We start from the raw sequence: 16,633 nt of genomic DNA, 5'->3' as shown, positions 1-16,633 counted from the left end.
TTTTGCGCGGTGATGCGGGGGCGTTCAACACCGCGACATAACCGGCAAGCCCGTTGATTTGATAACCGAACGGGCTCCCGCCGAATTCGGCCGAGCCTTCTGCGGTCAAATTGCGAACGGTCAAAAAGACCGGGATGCCGGTATTGTCGACCAAGTTCTGCATAAATCGCGTCAGAATCTGCGAACGGGAAATAGTAACCGCGTCGGGGCCGTAATTAATCAAACTTAATGAAGGGCCGACCGGGAACTGCACAAAGTCCGCGATGACAGCGTCAAATCCGGCTGCCGCGCAGTCGGAGGCAATTGTGAGATTATAGGTTCCGGCAGCTTCGGAATAGGGGTTCAGCCAGCTCTTTCCGCCCTTTGAAGGAGAATCGTCGACCCAGGTTGTGCCGGCGGCAGTGACGGTTTTCGCGCCTTTCAAAATGCGTCCGGCATTGCAGTCCATAAAACAGTTGATGCGTGCGACGGCTTTCAGACCTGCCGCTTTGATGGTGGTGACGGCACTGTAGAGGTCCTTTCGGGCGGTATAGAGCGGGTCGATGCCGCCGGTGGCGGCAATCGCGGCATATTCGGCTCCGGAAACGCCGACGGTTTTGCTGAAGCCGACGTCGGTGTAGATCATATAAGAATCGACGGTTTTCACGTCGATGATGACGGTATCCGCTCCGGCGGTTTTCGCGTCTAAGCAAAATTGCGCAAGCGCCGTATCATCATAGAGCGCCGCGCCCTGCGGCGAGACAGATTTCATGGCCGATATCGGCTCGGAGGGTTGTGACGGCATTGAGGTTTCGGAGACAGGGAGGGACTCCGGAGGCAATGATGAAATTTCGGACAATACCGGAGCTGAAGATTCGGACGTCGAAGAGGAAACCGGCGAACTGTTTTGAGATAACATACCGGGCAGCGCAGCCGACAGCAGCCAGCCCAGCCCAAACAGTGCCGCGACGCAGATAACGATTACCGCGATCGTCATCCACGGGCGCTTTTTTCTGTACATGTACTTCGACCGTTTGATCTTCATTGACGAGACCTCCTATACGTTTTGAAGATGTTTACTCTCGGGAATCAATGTCATATATTGATTATACATTTATTTCATGAAAATTAGTATCATAACAGCGTCTGGCGGCCGGCAACACCCGCAAAAGCGAGTGCGAGCAGACCGATATAGATGAAGCGTGCGGGTAATCCGTCAAAGGCGTCGGGAAGATCCATCGCATCGATTTGCCGTATACCTTCCGTCATAAGCAAGAGGGCAAAAATAAAACCGATTCCGACCGCTACGCCAAAGACCAGAGCACCCAAAAAGTTGCTGCCGGGCAGCCCTGTCAGGAGTGTAGGACGGAGCCTGGTCAGCAGGAGCGGAGCGCCCAACGCGGCGGTATTGAATACCGCGATGGGCAGAATTTTGGAGATACCGCGATAAAAAACGGGTGCAGTCCGATGCAAAACCGCATCGGCGATCAGATACATCCCAATCAGGCTGATGACATAAGCCAGCGATTTGCCGACATAGTATGTGGAATAAACAGTGAACCCGAGCGCTGTAATCGCCGAATCGAGCATCCAGCCTGTTGCCGAGGAGAGCACCGTCACTGTCGTGAGAATCAGGCTGAATTTGAAAAAGTCTCTGGGGTGGGCTATGATCCGGACTACGACTTCGGTACCGAGTGCGCGTGAGAAAAACAAATTCTCCGCGAAAATCACGGCAATCGCTATGGTCACCAAATGTGTGAATTCGCCCATCTGTATGGCTCTCCTTTCGAGGTAAGATTCAAGAATTTATAATTTATCCTCTTCAACGGCATCCTCAAGGTCCGACTGACGTCGTCTGAACCAGAACCGTCTGAGCCGCTGAGCGAGCGCCGAAAGCAGACCGAGCATCAAAAAAGCGAAAAATGCCATCGAGGCAGCCGGGAGCGTGTGCCCTTTACCGATAATAATGCCCGCAAAAGAATTTGCCGAAAAAAATTCACGCAGTACTCCGAAGAGAATTGCGATTGACCCGAATCCGCAGGAGCAGCCGATTGCATCCGCGAAAGCGAGCCCGGCGGTATTGACCGAAGCAAAAGTTTCGCAGCGCACCGTCAAAAGTCCGGTGATGCATAAAAGCGGAAGATAGATACCCAGAGATGACACAAGCGCAGGGTAGCGGTTGAAAATCGGCGGGGCGATTAAAGCCAATAACACAGCAGCTGTCAGAACGTACGCGGTCATCCGCATCGGAGTGTCGAAGTCCTTATAAAACAAAGAGGTCAGCAGCTCCGTGACCAGCATCAGCGCAAGAGTAACGCCCGAAATCACCAATGCTTTGAAGAGCGTATCGCAGGCGCCGATCAGAACCGTTACGCCGAGGGCGTTGAACAGTATGGGATTGTTAAGAAGAAGGCCGTTCCGAAAAACGTTTTTCGCATTGGTCTCGTGCAGCCGGTCATCATAATTATAATTATCAATCGGTTTGATGTTCGCTGTTCTTGCGAGACCCCGCATTGTAGTTTTCGCGCTTTGAACGACAGCACGGTCAAGTTGATTATCAAAAGCTCTGCGCAGACGGAGCTGATAACCGGACATTTCGGTATATTGTTTTTTAGGTTTTGAAAGCATTGGCTTTTGTTTGCTTTTCCGAACTTGTTTCAAGTGTGGCACCTCACAACCGCCTTTCGGGGATTGAGGCGACCCATCTGTCAAGGGTCGGAGCAATCGCATTGCAGATAATCAAAGCAAAACACAAACTCTCTTCGTAGATGCCGTACCGCCTCATCAGTATAACCGCAATCGCGCAGATGACGCCGTAAATAATCCCGCCGATATCGGATTTCGGTGAGGTGGACGGATCGGTCAGCATAAAGACAGCCGCGAAAAGAAGATATCCTGAGAAAACCTCGGAAAATGCCGAGATATACCAAAGTCCCGCGCGGGGCAAAACGGCAGAAAGAAGTGTAAAGGTGAGCAAAAACGCGGCCGTGATTCTCCAATGAATCGTCCGTTTGACGGAGAGATAAATAAAACAGGCAAGCAGCAGTAAACCGCAGCCTGTGCCCGCAGCTGTCGGCACTGCGCCGAAAAAGATATCGGAAAGGCGGTACGGCGCAACGCCGCCCGCATTGAGATAGGCGAGCACCGAGGAACCATAAGTCACTTTGGACAAATCGGCGGAAAACACCGGAAGCATCTGGGGAACGGTCGGATACCGGAAGATATATTTCGGCCAGCACACGGTGATAAACGCAATCGCACAAGCGGAGGGGTTGAACGGATTATGTCCGAGACCGCCGAATACCGCTTTTGCGATAAAGACCGCAAAGGCATCCGCAATTAAAATTAACCAGAGCGGAACTGCCGCAGGCAAGAGCAAAACAATGATCAGCGCGGTGACAATCGCGGAGAGATCTTTTGCCGTATTCGGGAGACGGACCAATCCGGAAACGATGAGCTCGCAGAATTCACAGATGATGATGCTGATGATTGCGTTGACAAGCAGCCGGAGCCCGAAAAAGAAAACCGCATAAATCAGTGCGAGCCCCAGACATACAATCATCCGTTTCATCGAGGCACTCTGGGACTTTCCGGATTTGATAAACGGTGGAGAGGTTTTGATCAGTTTCATCTTTCTTCTCCCTCTTTCAAGTGTGCCGTCACTTCGGGAGAGTCGGACGACAAAGGGTGTCTGCGTTTCGGCTGGTCTTTTGCGCGGTGAGTTGTTTGATAGGAGTGAAGTTGGCTTTTTACGCTTTGAATGAAGGACATCGGGTTAATGCCGCCGGTACAGACGTAACTGCAGCAGCCGCATTCGATGCAGTGCAGAGCGCCGAAATCTCTGCAGTCGGAGAGCTTCCCGTGTCGGGAAAAACGCGCGATATAAAGCGGCATCAGCCCTTGAGGGCAGCAGCGGACGCACTCCCCGCAGCCCCAGCAGTTGGACATCTCCCGGATTGCGATGGGTTCCAGCAACAAAACCGCACCCATGCCCGGATAAACGGGCGTTGTGAGATCCTCCGTATATTTGCCTGTCATCGGCCCGCCGATCACGACCAAGGCAGGGCTGTTGTCCGGTTCGCAGAAATCGATCACCTCTCCGATCGGAGTCCCGACAGGTACGCGGACATTGCACGGCTTGGTGATATGGTGTCCGGCGACAGTGATTATCGTCGAAAGCTGCTGTTCGCCCGTTCGGACGAGTTTGACGAGGTCATAACAGGCCTGGGCGCTGATAAAACCGATTTTCTTTTTGTTTATTGACAAGAACGGAACTCTCGCGGGATATTTTCCGCAGACGACCGTAATGCTGCTGTCGAATTTGAGCTCTGTCTCCGAATGGTCACGCCGATAATAGACGAAAACCTGGGTCTTTTTGATGCCGCAGAGTTCAGCTGCGATTTTTAATCCTTCTTCAACAAGAGCATAGTAATGATATAACACGCCGTTTTCACTGCAGACAAATGATTGGTCTTCGATCGCATCCGCGGCGAGAACTGCAATTCCGTTTGCCGAAAACTCCTTCAGTTTGTGCGCAAGCGGTTTTCCGTCGAGAGTATCAATGATGCCGGCGATATCCTGATAGGAGAGCATACCTTCTCCGAGTTTGAGTTGAACGGATTCCCGCAATTCGGTCTTTCCGGCAACAGTCAGCCTAAGCAGATCGCAGTTGCCGAGCAAAGGATGTTCGGCAGGGACGATGCTGTCCAGTATACCGGTGCAGGGCGAATAAATGTTGATGCCGGTTTCTTCGTCGACAGCCAAAAGTTCATTTTGCGTCACTTTTGAGCCAATGGCAAAATGCACCTCAGCACCGGGAGAAATCGGCACCGAGAGATGTTCGCTTGCTTGATATTCTTTTATCGGAGCGGTTAAAATCGAATTCTTGCGCTGTCTGAAAACGATTCCGCGGCCTCTGATGTCTGGCATATGCCAAAAACCACCTCTTGAAAGTCGGACTGTGCAAGGGTAAAATCGAACTATATCCTTGAAAGGATGCGAATATCAGAAATGAAGATCACTTCAACAACCGAAAACAATTTTATCATTATGATGAGTGCCGAGGAACTTGCCGCTTACGGATTGGATTTTCCGTCGCTCGATTATTCGAATGAGCCGACCCGCCGTCTGGTCGCGGATTTGATTTGCGGCTGCAAGCGGAGATTCGATTTTCCGGGAGCCGACAAATATTTCGTAAACGCTTACCGACGTAAAAACGGCTGCAGGATCCTGATTCGCACCTCAAAGCCCAAACGCGTGGTCTATGAATTCGGACGGTTGTCGGACCTGTACGAACTTGCCGAGCGGTGCGGGGAGGAGTTAAACCCGGCAGCGGAAGGCATGAAATTATTCGAGAGCGAAAATCGGTTTTTCCTGACGATGGAGGAACAAAAAGAAAATGTTACGGATACCGTGTCCGAATTCGCCGTGCTGCGTAAAGACCTCGATGAGAGCATTTGTTTTTCCGATTTCCTGTTGATTGCGGACGGGGACGTATTCGGCAAACTGCTGAGGCCGCAGCGATAAAATCACAAGGTACCGCTGTACTTAAAAACGATCTTTTCTTTCGGCCGTTACGATCTGAGAGAAGAGATCGCTTTTTTTCGGTCTTTCGCCTGAAAAACAAATGATCCGGCGACGAGTTGATCAGCTCCGGCCTGAATGACGAGCGGAGCCGTTTTATCGTCGATTCCGCCGTCCACTTCAACAATGAGGTCTTTTTTGCCGATTCGGTCGGCTTCTTTCCGGATCGCCCCGATCTTCGGAAGCATCTCTTCCATAAAACTCTGCCCGCCGAATCCGGGCTCAACGGTCATGACAAGCACAAGGTCGACAACCGGAAGCAGCGGATAAACCGATTCTGCGGGCGTTCCCGGCTTGACGGAGACACCGACGGTCTTTCCGGTTTTGCGGATCATATCTGCGGTGATAAACGGGTTGCCGTCGGCTTCGAGGTGAAACGTAATTCCGTCGGCTCCGGCTTCGGCGAATCTGCCGATATATTTCTGCGGCTCGCTGATCATGATGTGGACATCGAAAAAAGCATCGCTTCGTCTGCGCATCGAGGCGATGACCGGAAACGCAAAACTGATGTTCGGAACAAAGTGGCCGTCCATGACGTCCACATGGAGCAGATCCGCACCGCTTTCGAGTACCGAGTTGCAGTCGGCTTCGAGCGCGGAAAAATCGGCGGAGAGAATTGAAGGCGCGATTTTGATTTTTCTCATGAAGTTTTCGCTCCGAATATGTTTTTGGGGAAGCGTCCGGCGGATATTCCGACCGGAAATCCTGCCCAAAATTGTTCCTATTATAACATAAACATAATGGGATTGCAAACGAACAACATTTGACAATTCTGTTTCACGCGGAGTCGAGGCGGGACGCAGACGCTTGAATTTTTTTGGGTATTATGATATTATGAAACCGGCGTTTTGAGTGCCATTGATAACAAAGGCATTGATATGCCTAAACGTTTTTTGGGAGGTTACTCCATGAAGTGCAGAAGGGATTGGGTAAAGTACGGTTGTGCGTCCCTGCTGACGGTTCTCGTCTTGACGGCGGCTTGCGGCCGGGTCATCGACTCCGGCGAAGAATATGTTCCGATTTCCGATACTTCAAGAACGATTGATCAAACGAGCTATGCGTTCGCTTCGGTGGACCCGACGGTTCAGGCGGCGTCCATGGAGGCTTTGGGCGAATTTTTTGTTCAATATAACGAGAGCACCAACATCCAGCGTGTCTATGCCACCGATTCGGCAGGCGCCACCGTCACTTCAGCTGAATTTCCTGCCGGAGAAAAATATGTAGCCGGACCGCTTTCACCCGATAGTACGAAATTGTTTCTCTATAAAAAGGCAGGTACCGACGCGGGCGGCAGCGACCACTGTTTCGGCGTGATTCTTGATATGGCGACAGGGGTAAAAACGATTTCGTCCACGCCGATGTTCGCGCTTGATACCGTTTGTTGGGCGGGAAACGATTTGCTCTTTACCGCTAACAGGCAGATTATGTTTTTCTCAGCGGTTGATTTCTCTTCTGTCGATAAATACTTTGAGATCACATCGCTTGTGGCAAACGATCCCGACGGAAAATACATCATTACCGGAATGACTTATGACCGAAATACCGATCAATATATCGCTTCGATCGCCGAAAAGATTCCCGGGGCGGGCGAGCTGTCCGACCTGTACAAGACCAAACTCATGATCGCCGTCATCGATAATCTGGGCCGCACCGCAAAAACTTTTTATGCCAAAGACGGGCTGTATTCTCCGGTGGACATCAGTTCCGGCGCGCCGCTGATTCAAGCGATACAAATCGATTCTTCCGGAAATGCCGCGTTATATTCAGCCTTGTTTACACCGGATTCGGAAGAACCGAGCACATGCTGGATCGTGGTCAACACTTCTTCCGGCAGCACTGTTTCTCTTCCGCAGACGCTGCGTACCGGCATCATACGGGGCGGTTGGATATACGGCATAACGATGGATCCCTATTCCGCGTGGTGGACAAGCATGAGCGTCAACCTCTATACACCCAGTACGCAGGGGAAATATTCGTTGAAGAGCACCATTTTGACGCAGCCGGCAGAAAACCGCTATATTCCGATTACCGGTACGACGGAAAATAACACGTATGAACTGTTTTTATATCCCGACGGGAATCTGTTATTAAAGGCTTATCACACCGAAAGCGGATACAGCCGCATGATCCTTTACAGAATCATATTTAATGCTGATATTCCCGCCGCGGAAGTAATCGGGGCTCTGCCTGCGAAAAGTTCGATGAAATACATGGTCGCAGGAGTGGATCTGTCCGGGAAAATCATCTATTTAAGCGATTATTAAGAGAAACGTTTTTTGTTGACTTCAGGGATCACGGGGCAGTTGAAAAATAAGCCCGATTCGGTTTGTAGCATTCAAAAATAAAAATACATCAATATTCAGATATCGTTGATAGATAAAGACGAGCGGAGGGCTCAGATGCCGAAGACAGAGAAGAATTCAACCGAAAACATTTCTTCGTTAAAAGGCGCGGACAGAGTCCGTAAACGCCCGGGCGTCATTTTCGGTTCGGATGGAATCGAGGGCTGCGAACACGCGGTATTCGAGATCCTTTCGAATTCGATCGACGAGGCCAGAGAGGGCAGGGGCAGCAAGATTTATGTCACCCGGCATTCCGACGGCTCGATTGAGATCGAGGACTTTGCGGGCGGAATACCGGTCGAATTCAATAAAAAAGAAGAACGTTACAATTGGGAACTTCTGTTCTGCGAACTCTATGCGGGCGGCAAATATCAAAACGAAGACGGCGGAAGATACGGGTTCGCTCTCGGTCTGAACGGCCTGGGACTTGCCGCGACTCAGTATGCCTCCCGGTGGATGGATGTTATCATCCACCGCGATGAATATGAATATACGCTGCACTTCGAGCGCGGCGAAAACGTCGGCGGGCTCAAGCGTAAAAAATGCGAATATAACCACACCGGCTCGAGAATCCGATGGCTGCCCGACGATGAGGTATTCACCGACATCGCCATCGGCAAAGATTACTTTATACAGCTCTGCAACAAACAAGCGGTTGTCAACGCGGGTCTGCGGATTTTTTTGAATTGGGAGGACGACGCGGGTACCGAAAAGCACGAGTTCTGCTTCAAAGACGGCATCGTTGACTACCTCAGGGAGATCACGGGAGAAACGGCAATCGTGCCGATCAAATTCTGGCAGGCCGAACGTACCGGCCGCGACCGCGAGGACAAACCCGAGTATAAAGTCAAGTTCAATGTTGCGGTGACTTATTCCAACACAAACCGCATCATCGAATATTTTCATAACTCCAGCCCGCTCGAACACGGCGGCGCGCCCGAAAAGGCGGTGAAATTGGCTTTTGTGGCCATGTTTGACAGTTATCTGAAAAATAAAAACCGCTATACAAAGGGCGAGGAAAAGCTCACATTCGGCGATATCGAGGAATGCCTTGCGATCGTGACAAGTTCATTCTCAACCCAAACCAGCTACGAAAACCAGACGAAAAAGTCGATCAACAACAAATTCATTCAGGACGCTATGACCGATTTTTTAAAGCACAACATCGAGGTCTGGTTTTTGGAAAATCCCGACGACGCCGCGAAGATCGCCGACCAGTTGTTAGTCAACAAGCGCAGCCGTGAGAACGCCGAAAAGACCCGCATCAACCTGAAAAAGAAAATCGGCGGAGCGTTGGATATCGGCAACCGGGTGCAAAAATTCGTCGACTGCCGTACAAAAGACCTCGACCGGCGCGAGCTCTATATCGTTGAGGGCGATTCGGCGCTCGGTTCGTGCAAACTGTCGCGGGACGCTGATTTCCAAGCCATCATGCCGGTACGCGGCAAGCCGTTAAACTGCATGAAGGCGGATTACGACAAGATATTCAACAATGAGATCATTCTCGATATCATAAAAGTACTCGGCTGCGGTGTTCAACTGCACACCAAAGCCGCGAAAGGCATAGAAACCTTTGATATCGACCGGCTGCGCTGGAATAAGATCATCATCTGCACCGATGCCGACGTCGACGGTTTTCATATCCGAACGCAGATCATGACTTTGTTTTTCCGGTTGATGCCCCAATTAATCGATAAGGGATTTATCTATATCGCCGAGTCACCGTTATATGAGATCACCTGCGGAAACATGAGTTACTTCGCCTATACCGAGAAAGAAAAGGCTGAGATTTTGCCTAATCTTGAGGGCAAAAAATTCACGATCCAGCGCTCCAAAGGACTCGGCGAAAACGAGCCCGAGATGATGTGGGAGACCACAATGAACCCCGAAACGCGACGCTTGATCCGCGTCACCCCGACCGATTTCGAGGCGACGGTGGAGGCATTTGACGTGCTGCTCGGGGACAATCTCGCCGGGCGAAAAGAAATCATCGCTCAAAAAGGCGCACAGTATATCGAGTTGGCCGATATTTCATAAATAACCGCAGTTATTTTCGGTTATTAAGGAAAAGGGTGTATATGGGTACCGAAGACTTACCGTTATTGCTCACGCTGTTTGTTTTAATTCTGTTCTCCGCTTATTCGTCCGCTGCGGAAATGTCGTTTTCCACTGCCGGCAGAATACGGCTGAAAAGCCTTGCCGCCAACGGCGAAAAGAAGGCCGAACGGGTATTGAAGATGCTCGGGCAATACGATAAGTTTCTTACCACGGTGCTGATCGCGAACAATCTGGTCAATATCGCGTCTACAACGATCGCAACAGTTTTATGCATTAAATTTTTCGGAGATATCGGAGCAACCGTCTCTACCGTGTCAATGACGATTCTCGTTTTGCTGTTTGGGGAAATCACCCCGAAAACCATTGCGAAGCGGGCTCCGGAGCGTTATGCGATGTCTTGTGCGCGTTCAATGCAAGCGCTGATGATCATTCTCACACCGTTCTCATTTTTATTTTCCCAGTGGCAAAAATTCTTGAATCGTCGTGGACATGATGAATCGGCAATTACCGAAGCCGAGCTTTTAACCATTATTGAAGAGGGCCGGCAGGTGGGAACGCTCGATGAAGATGAGGGTGAACTCATCCGAAGCGCCATCCGGTTCAATGACCGGAAGGCCTCCGACATTCTGACGCCGCGTGTTGCGGTTGAAGCCGCCGATATCGAGGACAGCCCCGAAGAGATCGAAAAAGTGTTTTTTGAGAGCGGTTTTTCGCGCCTTCCCGTCTATCGGAAGAGCATCGACAATATCCTCGGTGTCATCACGCAAAAAGACTTTTTCGCGAATTTACACACCGGCTGCAGACCGATCGAGGAATTGATCAAACCGATCAGCTTCGTACCCGAAGTCATGTCTATCTCGACGCTGTTGAAACTGCTTCAGACTTCCAAAACCCATTTGGCCGTGGTCACCGACGAATACGGCGGCACGCTCGGCATTGTGACGATGGAAGATATCCTAGAGGAATTGGTCGGAGAGATCTACGACGAGCACGACGATACCGAAGAAGAAACCGATATTTCGCTGGTGGGTGAAGAAGAATACCGGATTAACGGCAGCGCCGATCTCGAGGAACTGACGACGCTGATCGATATCTCACGGGATGAAGCGGAGGAATTCGCCACGGTCAACGGTTGGATAGCCGACAAGCTCAATAAGATCCCCGAGACGGGCGATCATTACGAAGGCGACGGCTTCGAGTTCACCGTGACAGACGCAGACGAGCGAAAAGCCAACACGCTGCTGCTCAAGCGGGCCCAAAAAGCGGAGACGAAGGACGAAAAAAATCCTTGAAAAGGAGCTAAACCTTGAAAAAACGCAAGGAAAAAGAAGAAAAACAGGTGCAGCATAAAACCGCAGCAGCTTATATTCCGGGCAGCGGAGAAGTCCGCGATGAGATTATCACCGACACGCTTGAAGTCAATTATTTGCCTTACGCGATGAGCGTGATCGTCTCACGAGCCATCCCCGAGATCGACGGCTTCAAGCCCTCACACCGAAAACTCCTATATACAATGTATAAGATGGGGCTTCTCGGCGGTTCGCTGACCAAATCAGCCAACGTCGTCGGGCAGACCATGCGCCTTAATCCGCACGGAGAGGGCGCCATTTATGAGACGATGGTTCGCATGACACGCGGCAACGAATCTCTGTTGGTGCCGTATGTCGAGTCAAAGGGCAACTTCGGAAAGGCCTATTCACGCGATATGGCCTATGCCGCTTCCCGATATACCGAGGTAAAACTGACCGAGGTCTGCAAAGAATTGTTCACTGACATTGACAGCGACACCGTCGAATTTGTCGATAACTACGATTCCACCACCACTGAGCCGACCCTGCTTCCGGTTCGTTTTCCGAGCGTTTTGGTCAACTCAAACACCGGCATTGCGGTCGGAATGGCAAGCAATATCTGCCCGTTCAATCTCAAGGAGGTCTGTGAGACTGCGGTTGCATTGTTGAAAAATCCGGAACACGACGTTATTCAAACGCTCATCGCCCCCGATTTTCCGGGCGGCGGGTTGTTGATCTACGACAGGGCGGCACTGGAGGAAATCTATAATACCGGGCGCGGAACTGTCAAAGTCCGCTCCGTCTATATTGCGGATAACAAAGAGAACCGAATTGAAATCACCCGGATTCCGCCGACCACGACCGTCGAGGCCATCATCGATAAAATCGTCGAATTAGTCAAAGCCGGGAAGATCAAAGAAATCTCCGATATCCGCGACGAGACCGATTTGAACGGCCTGCGCATCGCAATTGACCTAAAGCGCGGTACCGATCCCGATGCGTTGATGGCAAAGCTCTTTAAATCGACGACGCTTGAAGATTCTTTTTCCGCCAACTTTAATATTCTGATCGGCGCGACACCCATGGTGATGGGCGTTAAAGAAATCCTGTCGGAATGGACGGCATTCCGGGTTGAGTGCGTCAAACGCCGAATTTTCTTCGATTTGAAAAAACGCAAAGATCTTCTGCACTTACTGCGCGGGCTTGAATTGATATTGCTCGACATCGACCGTGCCATTGCCACGGTGCGCAATACCAAGGAAGAGGCAATGGTCATCCCCAACCTGATGGCGGAGTTCGGCATCGATAAAATCCAGGCCGAATATGTCGCAGAAATTAAACTGCGCAACCTCAACCGCGAATACATTTTAAAACGTCTTGCCGACATCGAGAAACTGGAAGCCGAGATCGCCGAACTGGAACTCGATTTCAAATCCAGACAGCGCCAATACGGCATCATCATCCGGGAGCTCGAAGAGATCGCCAAAAAATTCGGTTCACCGCGTAAAACCGCCATCCTCGAACAGGAGGAAGCTTTCGCGGCAGATGCAGCCGAACCAGAAATGCCCGATTATCCGGTCACCGTTTATTTTACCCGCGAGGGCTACATGAAAAAACTGACCGCGATGGCAGTAAAGAATGCGGGAGAACATAAACTGAAAGACGGGGACGCGATCATCTCGACTTTTGAAACGACCAATAACAGCGAGATTTTAGTCCTCAGCGACCGTCAAAACGCCTATAAGGCGCGTCTTTATGAGTTTGAAGACGGCAAATCCTCAACGATGGGCGATTATCTGCCCGCAAAACTCGGTTTCGAAGACGGCGAGGGCATCGTATTCTTTACCTGCGTCACCGAATACACCGGTTCTTTATTGATCTTCTTTGAAAACGGAAAGGCCGCCAAAGTCAGTTTAAGCAGTTATGCCACCAAACAAAACCGCCGTAAACTGCTAGGCGGTTACAGCGGCACGAGCAAAACCGTCGGCTTCTGGCAGCTGAAAGAGAATGAACCGCAGAATTTCGCCGTTTACACAAACGACGCACGGTGTCTGGTCTTTGATTCGGACCTTCTCGAAACTAAGGCAAGCCGGGACACGATCGGCGTGACGGTCATCAATCTGAAATCGGGCAGAAAAGTGAAAAAAGCGGTTATGATTCAACGTATGACAAAGAATATGGAGGTCTACAAAGTGTTCTCTCTGCCGCGCGCAGGGACGCCGATCAAGACCGAACAACTGGGACTCACCTGAGTGCGGACGGAGGACATAAAGATGAAAGAAAAAATTGAGGGTGTAGATGAACTCGTAAGCCGTGTCGGTAAATATTACGGAGAGATGATAGCAAGCAACATGCTGACCATCGACCGGCTCTGCGAAGTCTGCGCAAATGAAGAAGAACGAAAACTCATCGGAAAATTACTTGAAAATAATTTGCGCCTTCTGCGCTATTTGAGATTGTTTACTGCCTATGCGTTGTATAAATACGGGACAGAGGACTATTATCCGAAAAACAGTGATATTATTCAGTTGCTTTCGTCCGTTTGCCGGCAGACCCGGGAAGTCCTCGGCAACGCGGTCATGATCGAAGAGGATTTTCCGGTGACGCCCGTAATGACGGTCGCAGACGCGAAGAGCCTCAGAAAATGTATATTCTCATTGATTTCCAACGCCGCGCGAGATTGTGATAAACGCATCGGTTTATCTTTGAAAAAATCAAAAGGGAATATCATCATCTCCGTCTTTGACGACGGTAAACCTGTTGACCGGGTGGCGAAACAGCGCATTGAAAAGGGCCTCGCAGACGGAGTCAACAACATTGACGGCAGCGGTATGGGCCTTGCGGTAGCCGCGATGGTCGCGAAGGCACACGGGGGCGATCTGAAGTTTGTTCAGCGAAAGACCGGCAATGAATTTCGGATTGTACTTCCCGAACGCACCGACAATACGCTGATGTATTCGGCCGGCGTGCCGGAATATGGCGAGCGTTATAATCCTGCGGTAATTGAACTGTACGATTTTTATTTAAGAAATCTCGAAGATCGGAAGTGAAGTGCACATGCCTACTTTTGGGTATTATATCGGTTTCGACCGGTGGTATTTCATCCTCATCGTTCCGGCAATCATCATCTCGCTGATTGCCCAGATCAAAGTGAAATCCACATTCGCGAAGTATTCAAAAATAAGGACAATGCGCGGCTTGACAGGCGCGCAGGCAGCTGAGGCCGTACTTCGCAAAAACGGCGTCATCGGTGTGCGGATTGAGCAGGTCGGCGGAGAACTGACCGACCATTATGATCCGAAATCAAACGTGATCCGGCTGTCTGACTCAGTATATAATTCCAATTCAATCGCTGCTGTCGGCGTTGCGGCTCACGAAGCCGGACATGCGGTACAATATGCCGAAGAATACGTCCCGATTAAAATCAGGAGCGTGATTTATCCGATCGCGCAGACCGGTTCGTATCTTTCCTGGATTTTGATTTTGTTCGGATTGTTTATGAATTTTTCCGGGTTGATATTCGCAGGGATCATTGCGTTTTCGGCGGCAGTGGCGTTTCAGCTTGTGACGCTCCCGACGGAATTCAACGCCTCTAAAAGGGCGATAGAGGGCATCCAATCGACTTACAGTTTGGACGAAGAAGAGACAAAAGGCGCCAAATCGGTTCTGAGCGCTGCCGCAATGACTTATGTCGCAGCGGTGCTTGTTTCGCTTGCGCAGCTGCTGAGACTGCTCCTCATTTTCGGCGGAAGACGAAGAGATTAAAAAGAGACTTTGCGACATTCATAAAATCCCTCTTTATTTCTTAACAAATCCATGTTATAATATCATTCTGTTGGGTGATTTTGATTTTTTCAATCCCGATATCTCGGTATTTTATACCGTTATAACTTGAAAGGTTGGTGTTTATTTTGAAAAAAACACGTATTCTCGCAATGATATTGGCTCTTGTGATGGCAGTGACCCTGTTCGCGGGCTGCGGCAAAAAGAGCGAAGAAACAAGCAGCGTATATTCTGAGTATTCAGTGCCTGAAGTTTCCGCGACAACGGTTCTGAAAGCGGAAAAATGGACTGCCGAACACGGCGAAGTCTCTGGTTGGGTTTTTTCCAACATTGCCGATTATGTCTTTTACGCCACGGAGGATGTGGACAATGACAGCTCGGCTTATATGCGGTTTTTGGAGAAACTTAAGGATGGAAGAACGCTTGACGACGTGATGAACGAATACATCGCGGACATCAACACGAACTTATATTATAACACTCAGGAATGGATTATCGAGACACCGCAAAAGATCACTTTCGGCGGAAAAGAGTCCTATAAAATCTCCGTGAATTATTCGGTCCAAACACGTGCTGCCCGGCATTATCAGATCATCTTCACCCAGCTTGACGATGAAGTGTTCATGTTCGACAGTGATTACACAATCCGTGAAGACACAAGAGATGAAACAGCGATCAACAACCTGATTTCTTCCGTCAACTTCGTTCCGATGGCATAAGAGATTTAATCAGAAAGCAAAGGCGGTTCTTCACTGAACCGCCTTTTCGTTGTCTATAAGCTTTTTACTGAGAAACTTTACAGCGCTCCTTTCAATTTTTCAAGCGCGGCCTTTTCGATTCGCGAGACATAGGAGCGCGAAATGCCGAGATGCACAGCGATCTCGGATTGGGTCAGCGGTTGATTTCCTGCAAGCCCGTATCGAAGTAAAATTACACGGTGGCTGCGTTCGTCCAAAGCGGAGAGTGCATCATAAAGACGCTGCACATCGAGCTTGAGCTGCACCGTATCCTCGAGGTCGAAATCCGAGGTCAGCGTGTCGATGATCTGTACGCTGCCGCTGCCGGATTCCGTCTCGACCGGATCAAACAGCGAAACGTCATTGGAACATTTGCGAATCGAACGGAAATGCATCAAAATTTCGTTTGTGATGCATTTGGAGGCATAGGTTGAAAAACGAAAGTCCTTTTTGCGTTCGAAGCTGTCGGCTGCTTTAATCAGACCGATTGTGCCAATCGAGATCAAATCCTCCTGGTCAGGCGGATAGGGGGCAAATTTTTTTGCGATATGGGCAACAAGGCGCAGATTGTGTTCAATCAGCTCGTTTCGCGCGTTTTTATCGCCTTTTTCAATACGGCGCAGGCAGTCGGCTTCCTTTGCGGCGGAAAGCGGCGGCGCAAACGCGTTTTTATCTTTGATATAAAGCGCAAGGAAGAAAAGCGCTGAGAGCGGTACGCCCAAAAAAGTCATCATCATTATGCTGTCCTTTCTCACCGGTCGGTGTTCAAGGTTTTTGCCGCTCGACTTTATCTTCCTAACTATATGCTGGGTAAGTTCGCAAATTGCAAAAAAACGCTTGCAAAAGAGGCGGTGATATGATA

Annotated in this window: 15 protein-coding genes; 8 read left to right on the top strand and 7 right to left on the bottom strand. The window is 50.1% G+C overall.

Annotated elements, in window-relative coordinates; translation table 11 throughout:
- From PKH29_05075 to PKH29_05055, 5 genes are all read right to left on the bottom strand, one after another.
- Positions 1-1,024: putative glycoside hydrolase (locus PKH29_05075; GenBank protein ID HNX14208.1), on the bottom strand; the 1,024-nt coding region annotated here is incomplete at its 3' end.
- Positions 1,025-1,113: 89 nt separating this feature from the next.
- Positions 1,114-1,749 carry an Rnf-Nqr domain containing protein gene (locus PKH29_05070; protein HNX14207.1) on the bottom strand — a complete coding sequence of 212 codons (636 nt, stop codon included), beginning with the start codon at positions 1,747-1,749 and terminating at the stop codon, positions 1,114-1,116.
- 36 nt (positions 1,750-1,785) lie between these two features.
- Positions 1,786-2,640: an Rnf-Nqr domain containing protein gene (locus PKH29_05065; protein ID HNX14206.1), complete on the bottom strand. Its 855-nt coding sequence runs from the start codon at positions 2,638-2,640 to the stop codon at positions 1,786-1,788.
- A 10-nt stretch (positions 2,641-2,650) separates the two neighbouring features.
- Complete coding sequence (locus tag PKH29_05060; GenBank protein ID HNX14205.1) at positions 2,651-3,610, bottom strand: RnfABCDGE type electron transport complex subunit D; 960 nt, start codon at positions 3,608-3,610, stop codon at positions 2,651-2,653.
- A complete protein-coding gene (locus PKH29_05055) occupies positions 3,607-4,908 on the bottom strand; it encodes an SLBB domain-containing protein (protein HNX14204.1) in 1,302 nt (433 codons plus the stop codon). The genes PKH29_05060 and PKH29_05055 overlap by 4 nt, the downstream gene beginning before the upstream one ends.
- Before the next feature lie 66 nt (positions 4,909-4,974).
- On the opposite strand from PKH29_05055, the gene PKH29_05050 reads away from it, so the two are divergent.
- On the top strand, positions 4,975-5,505 hold the full coding sequence (locus PKH29_05050) for a hypothetical protein (protein ID HNX14203.1): 531 nt from the start codon (positions 4,975-4,977) through the stop codon (positions 5,503-5,505).
- A gap of 47 nt (positions 5,506-5,552) precedes the next feature.
- On the opposite strand, the gene rpe is transcribed toward PKH29_05050, so the two are convergent.
- Complete coding sequence (rpe, locus tag PKH29_05045; protein HNX14202.1) at positions 5,553-6,206, bottom strand: ribulose-phosphate 3-epimerase; 654 nt, start codon at positions 6,204-6,206, stop codon at positions 5,553-5,555.
- Between the two features lie 264 nt (positions 6,207-6,470).
- Here rpe and PKH29_05040 point away from each other — a divergent pair, with 264 nt between their 5' ends.
- From PKH29_05040 to PKH29_05010, 7 genes are all read left to right on the top strand, one after another.
- Positions 6,471-7,826, top strand: a complete 1,356-nt coding sequence (locus tag PKH29_05040) for a hypothetical protein (protein ID HNX14201.1) — start codon at positions 6,471-6,473, stop codon at positions 7,824-7,826.
- Positions 7,827-7,961: 135 nt separating this feature from the next.
- Positions 7,962-9,941, top strand: a complete 1,980-nt coding sequence (locus PKH29_05035; protein ID HNX14200.1) for a toprim domain-containing protein — start codon at positions 7,962-7,964, stop codon at positions 9,939-9,941.
- 41 nt (positions 9,942-9,982) lie between these two features.
- Positions 9,983-11,254 carry a hemolysin family protein gene (locus PKH29_05030; protein HNX14199.1) on the top strand — a complete coding sequence of 424 codons (1,272 nt, stop codon included), beginning with the start codon at positions 9,983-9,985 and terminating at the stop codon, positions 11,252-11,254.
- Positions 11,255-11,268: 14 nt separating this feature from the next.
- Complete coding sequence (locus PKH29_05025; protein HNX14198.1) at positions 11,269-13,503, top strand: DNA topoisomerase (ATP-hydrolyzing) subunit A; 2,235 nt, start codon at positions 11,269-11,271, stop codon at positions 13,501-13,503.
- A 21-nt stretch (positions 13,504-13,524) separates the two neighbouring features.
- Positions 13,525-14,301, top strand: coding sequence for an ATP-binding protein (locus PKH29_05020; protein ID HNX14197.1), 777 nt, complete (start codon positions 13,525-13,527; stop codon positions 14,299-14,301).
- Between the two features lie 7 nt (positions 14,302-14,308).
- Entirely contained in the window at positions 14,309-15,016 is a 708-nt protein-coding gene (locus PKH29_05015; protein ID HNX14196.1) for a zinc metallopeptidase, read from the top strand.
- Between the two features lie 146 nt (positions 15,017-15,162).
- The gene (locus PKH29_05010; protein ID HNX14195.1) at positions 15,163-15,753 is read left to right on the top strand and encodes a hypothetical protein; all 591 of its coding nucleotides are present in this window, start codon (positions 15,163-15,165) and stop codon (positions 15,751-15,753) included.
- A gap of 77 nt (positions 15,754-15,830) precedes the next feature.
- Here the strand turns inward: PKH29_05010 and sigK are convergent, their stop codons facing one another.
- A complete protein-coding gene (gene sigK / locus PKH29_05005; GenBank protein HNX14194.1) occupies positions 15,831-16,508 on the bottom strand; it encodes an RNA polymerase sporulation sigma factor SigK in 678 nt (225 codons plus the stop codon).
- Positions 16,509-16,633: the final 125 nt, after the last annotated feature.

This window comes from Oscillospiraceae bacterium (genome assembly GCA_035353335.1).
Classification (GTDB): Bacteria; Bacillota; Clostridia; order Oscillospirales; family JAKOTC01; genus DAOPZJ01.
Note: the sequence above shows the minus strand (reverse complement) of the source record. Positions and strands in the feature narration are given on the sequence as shown.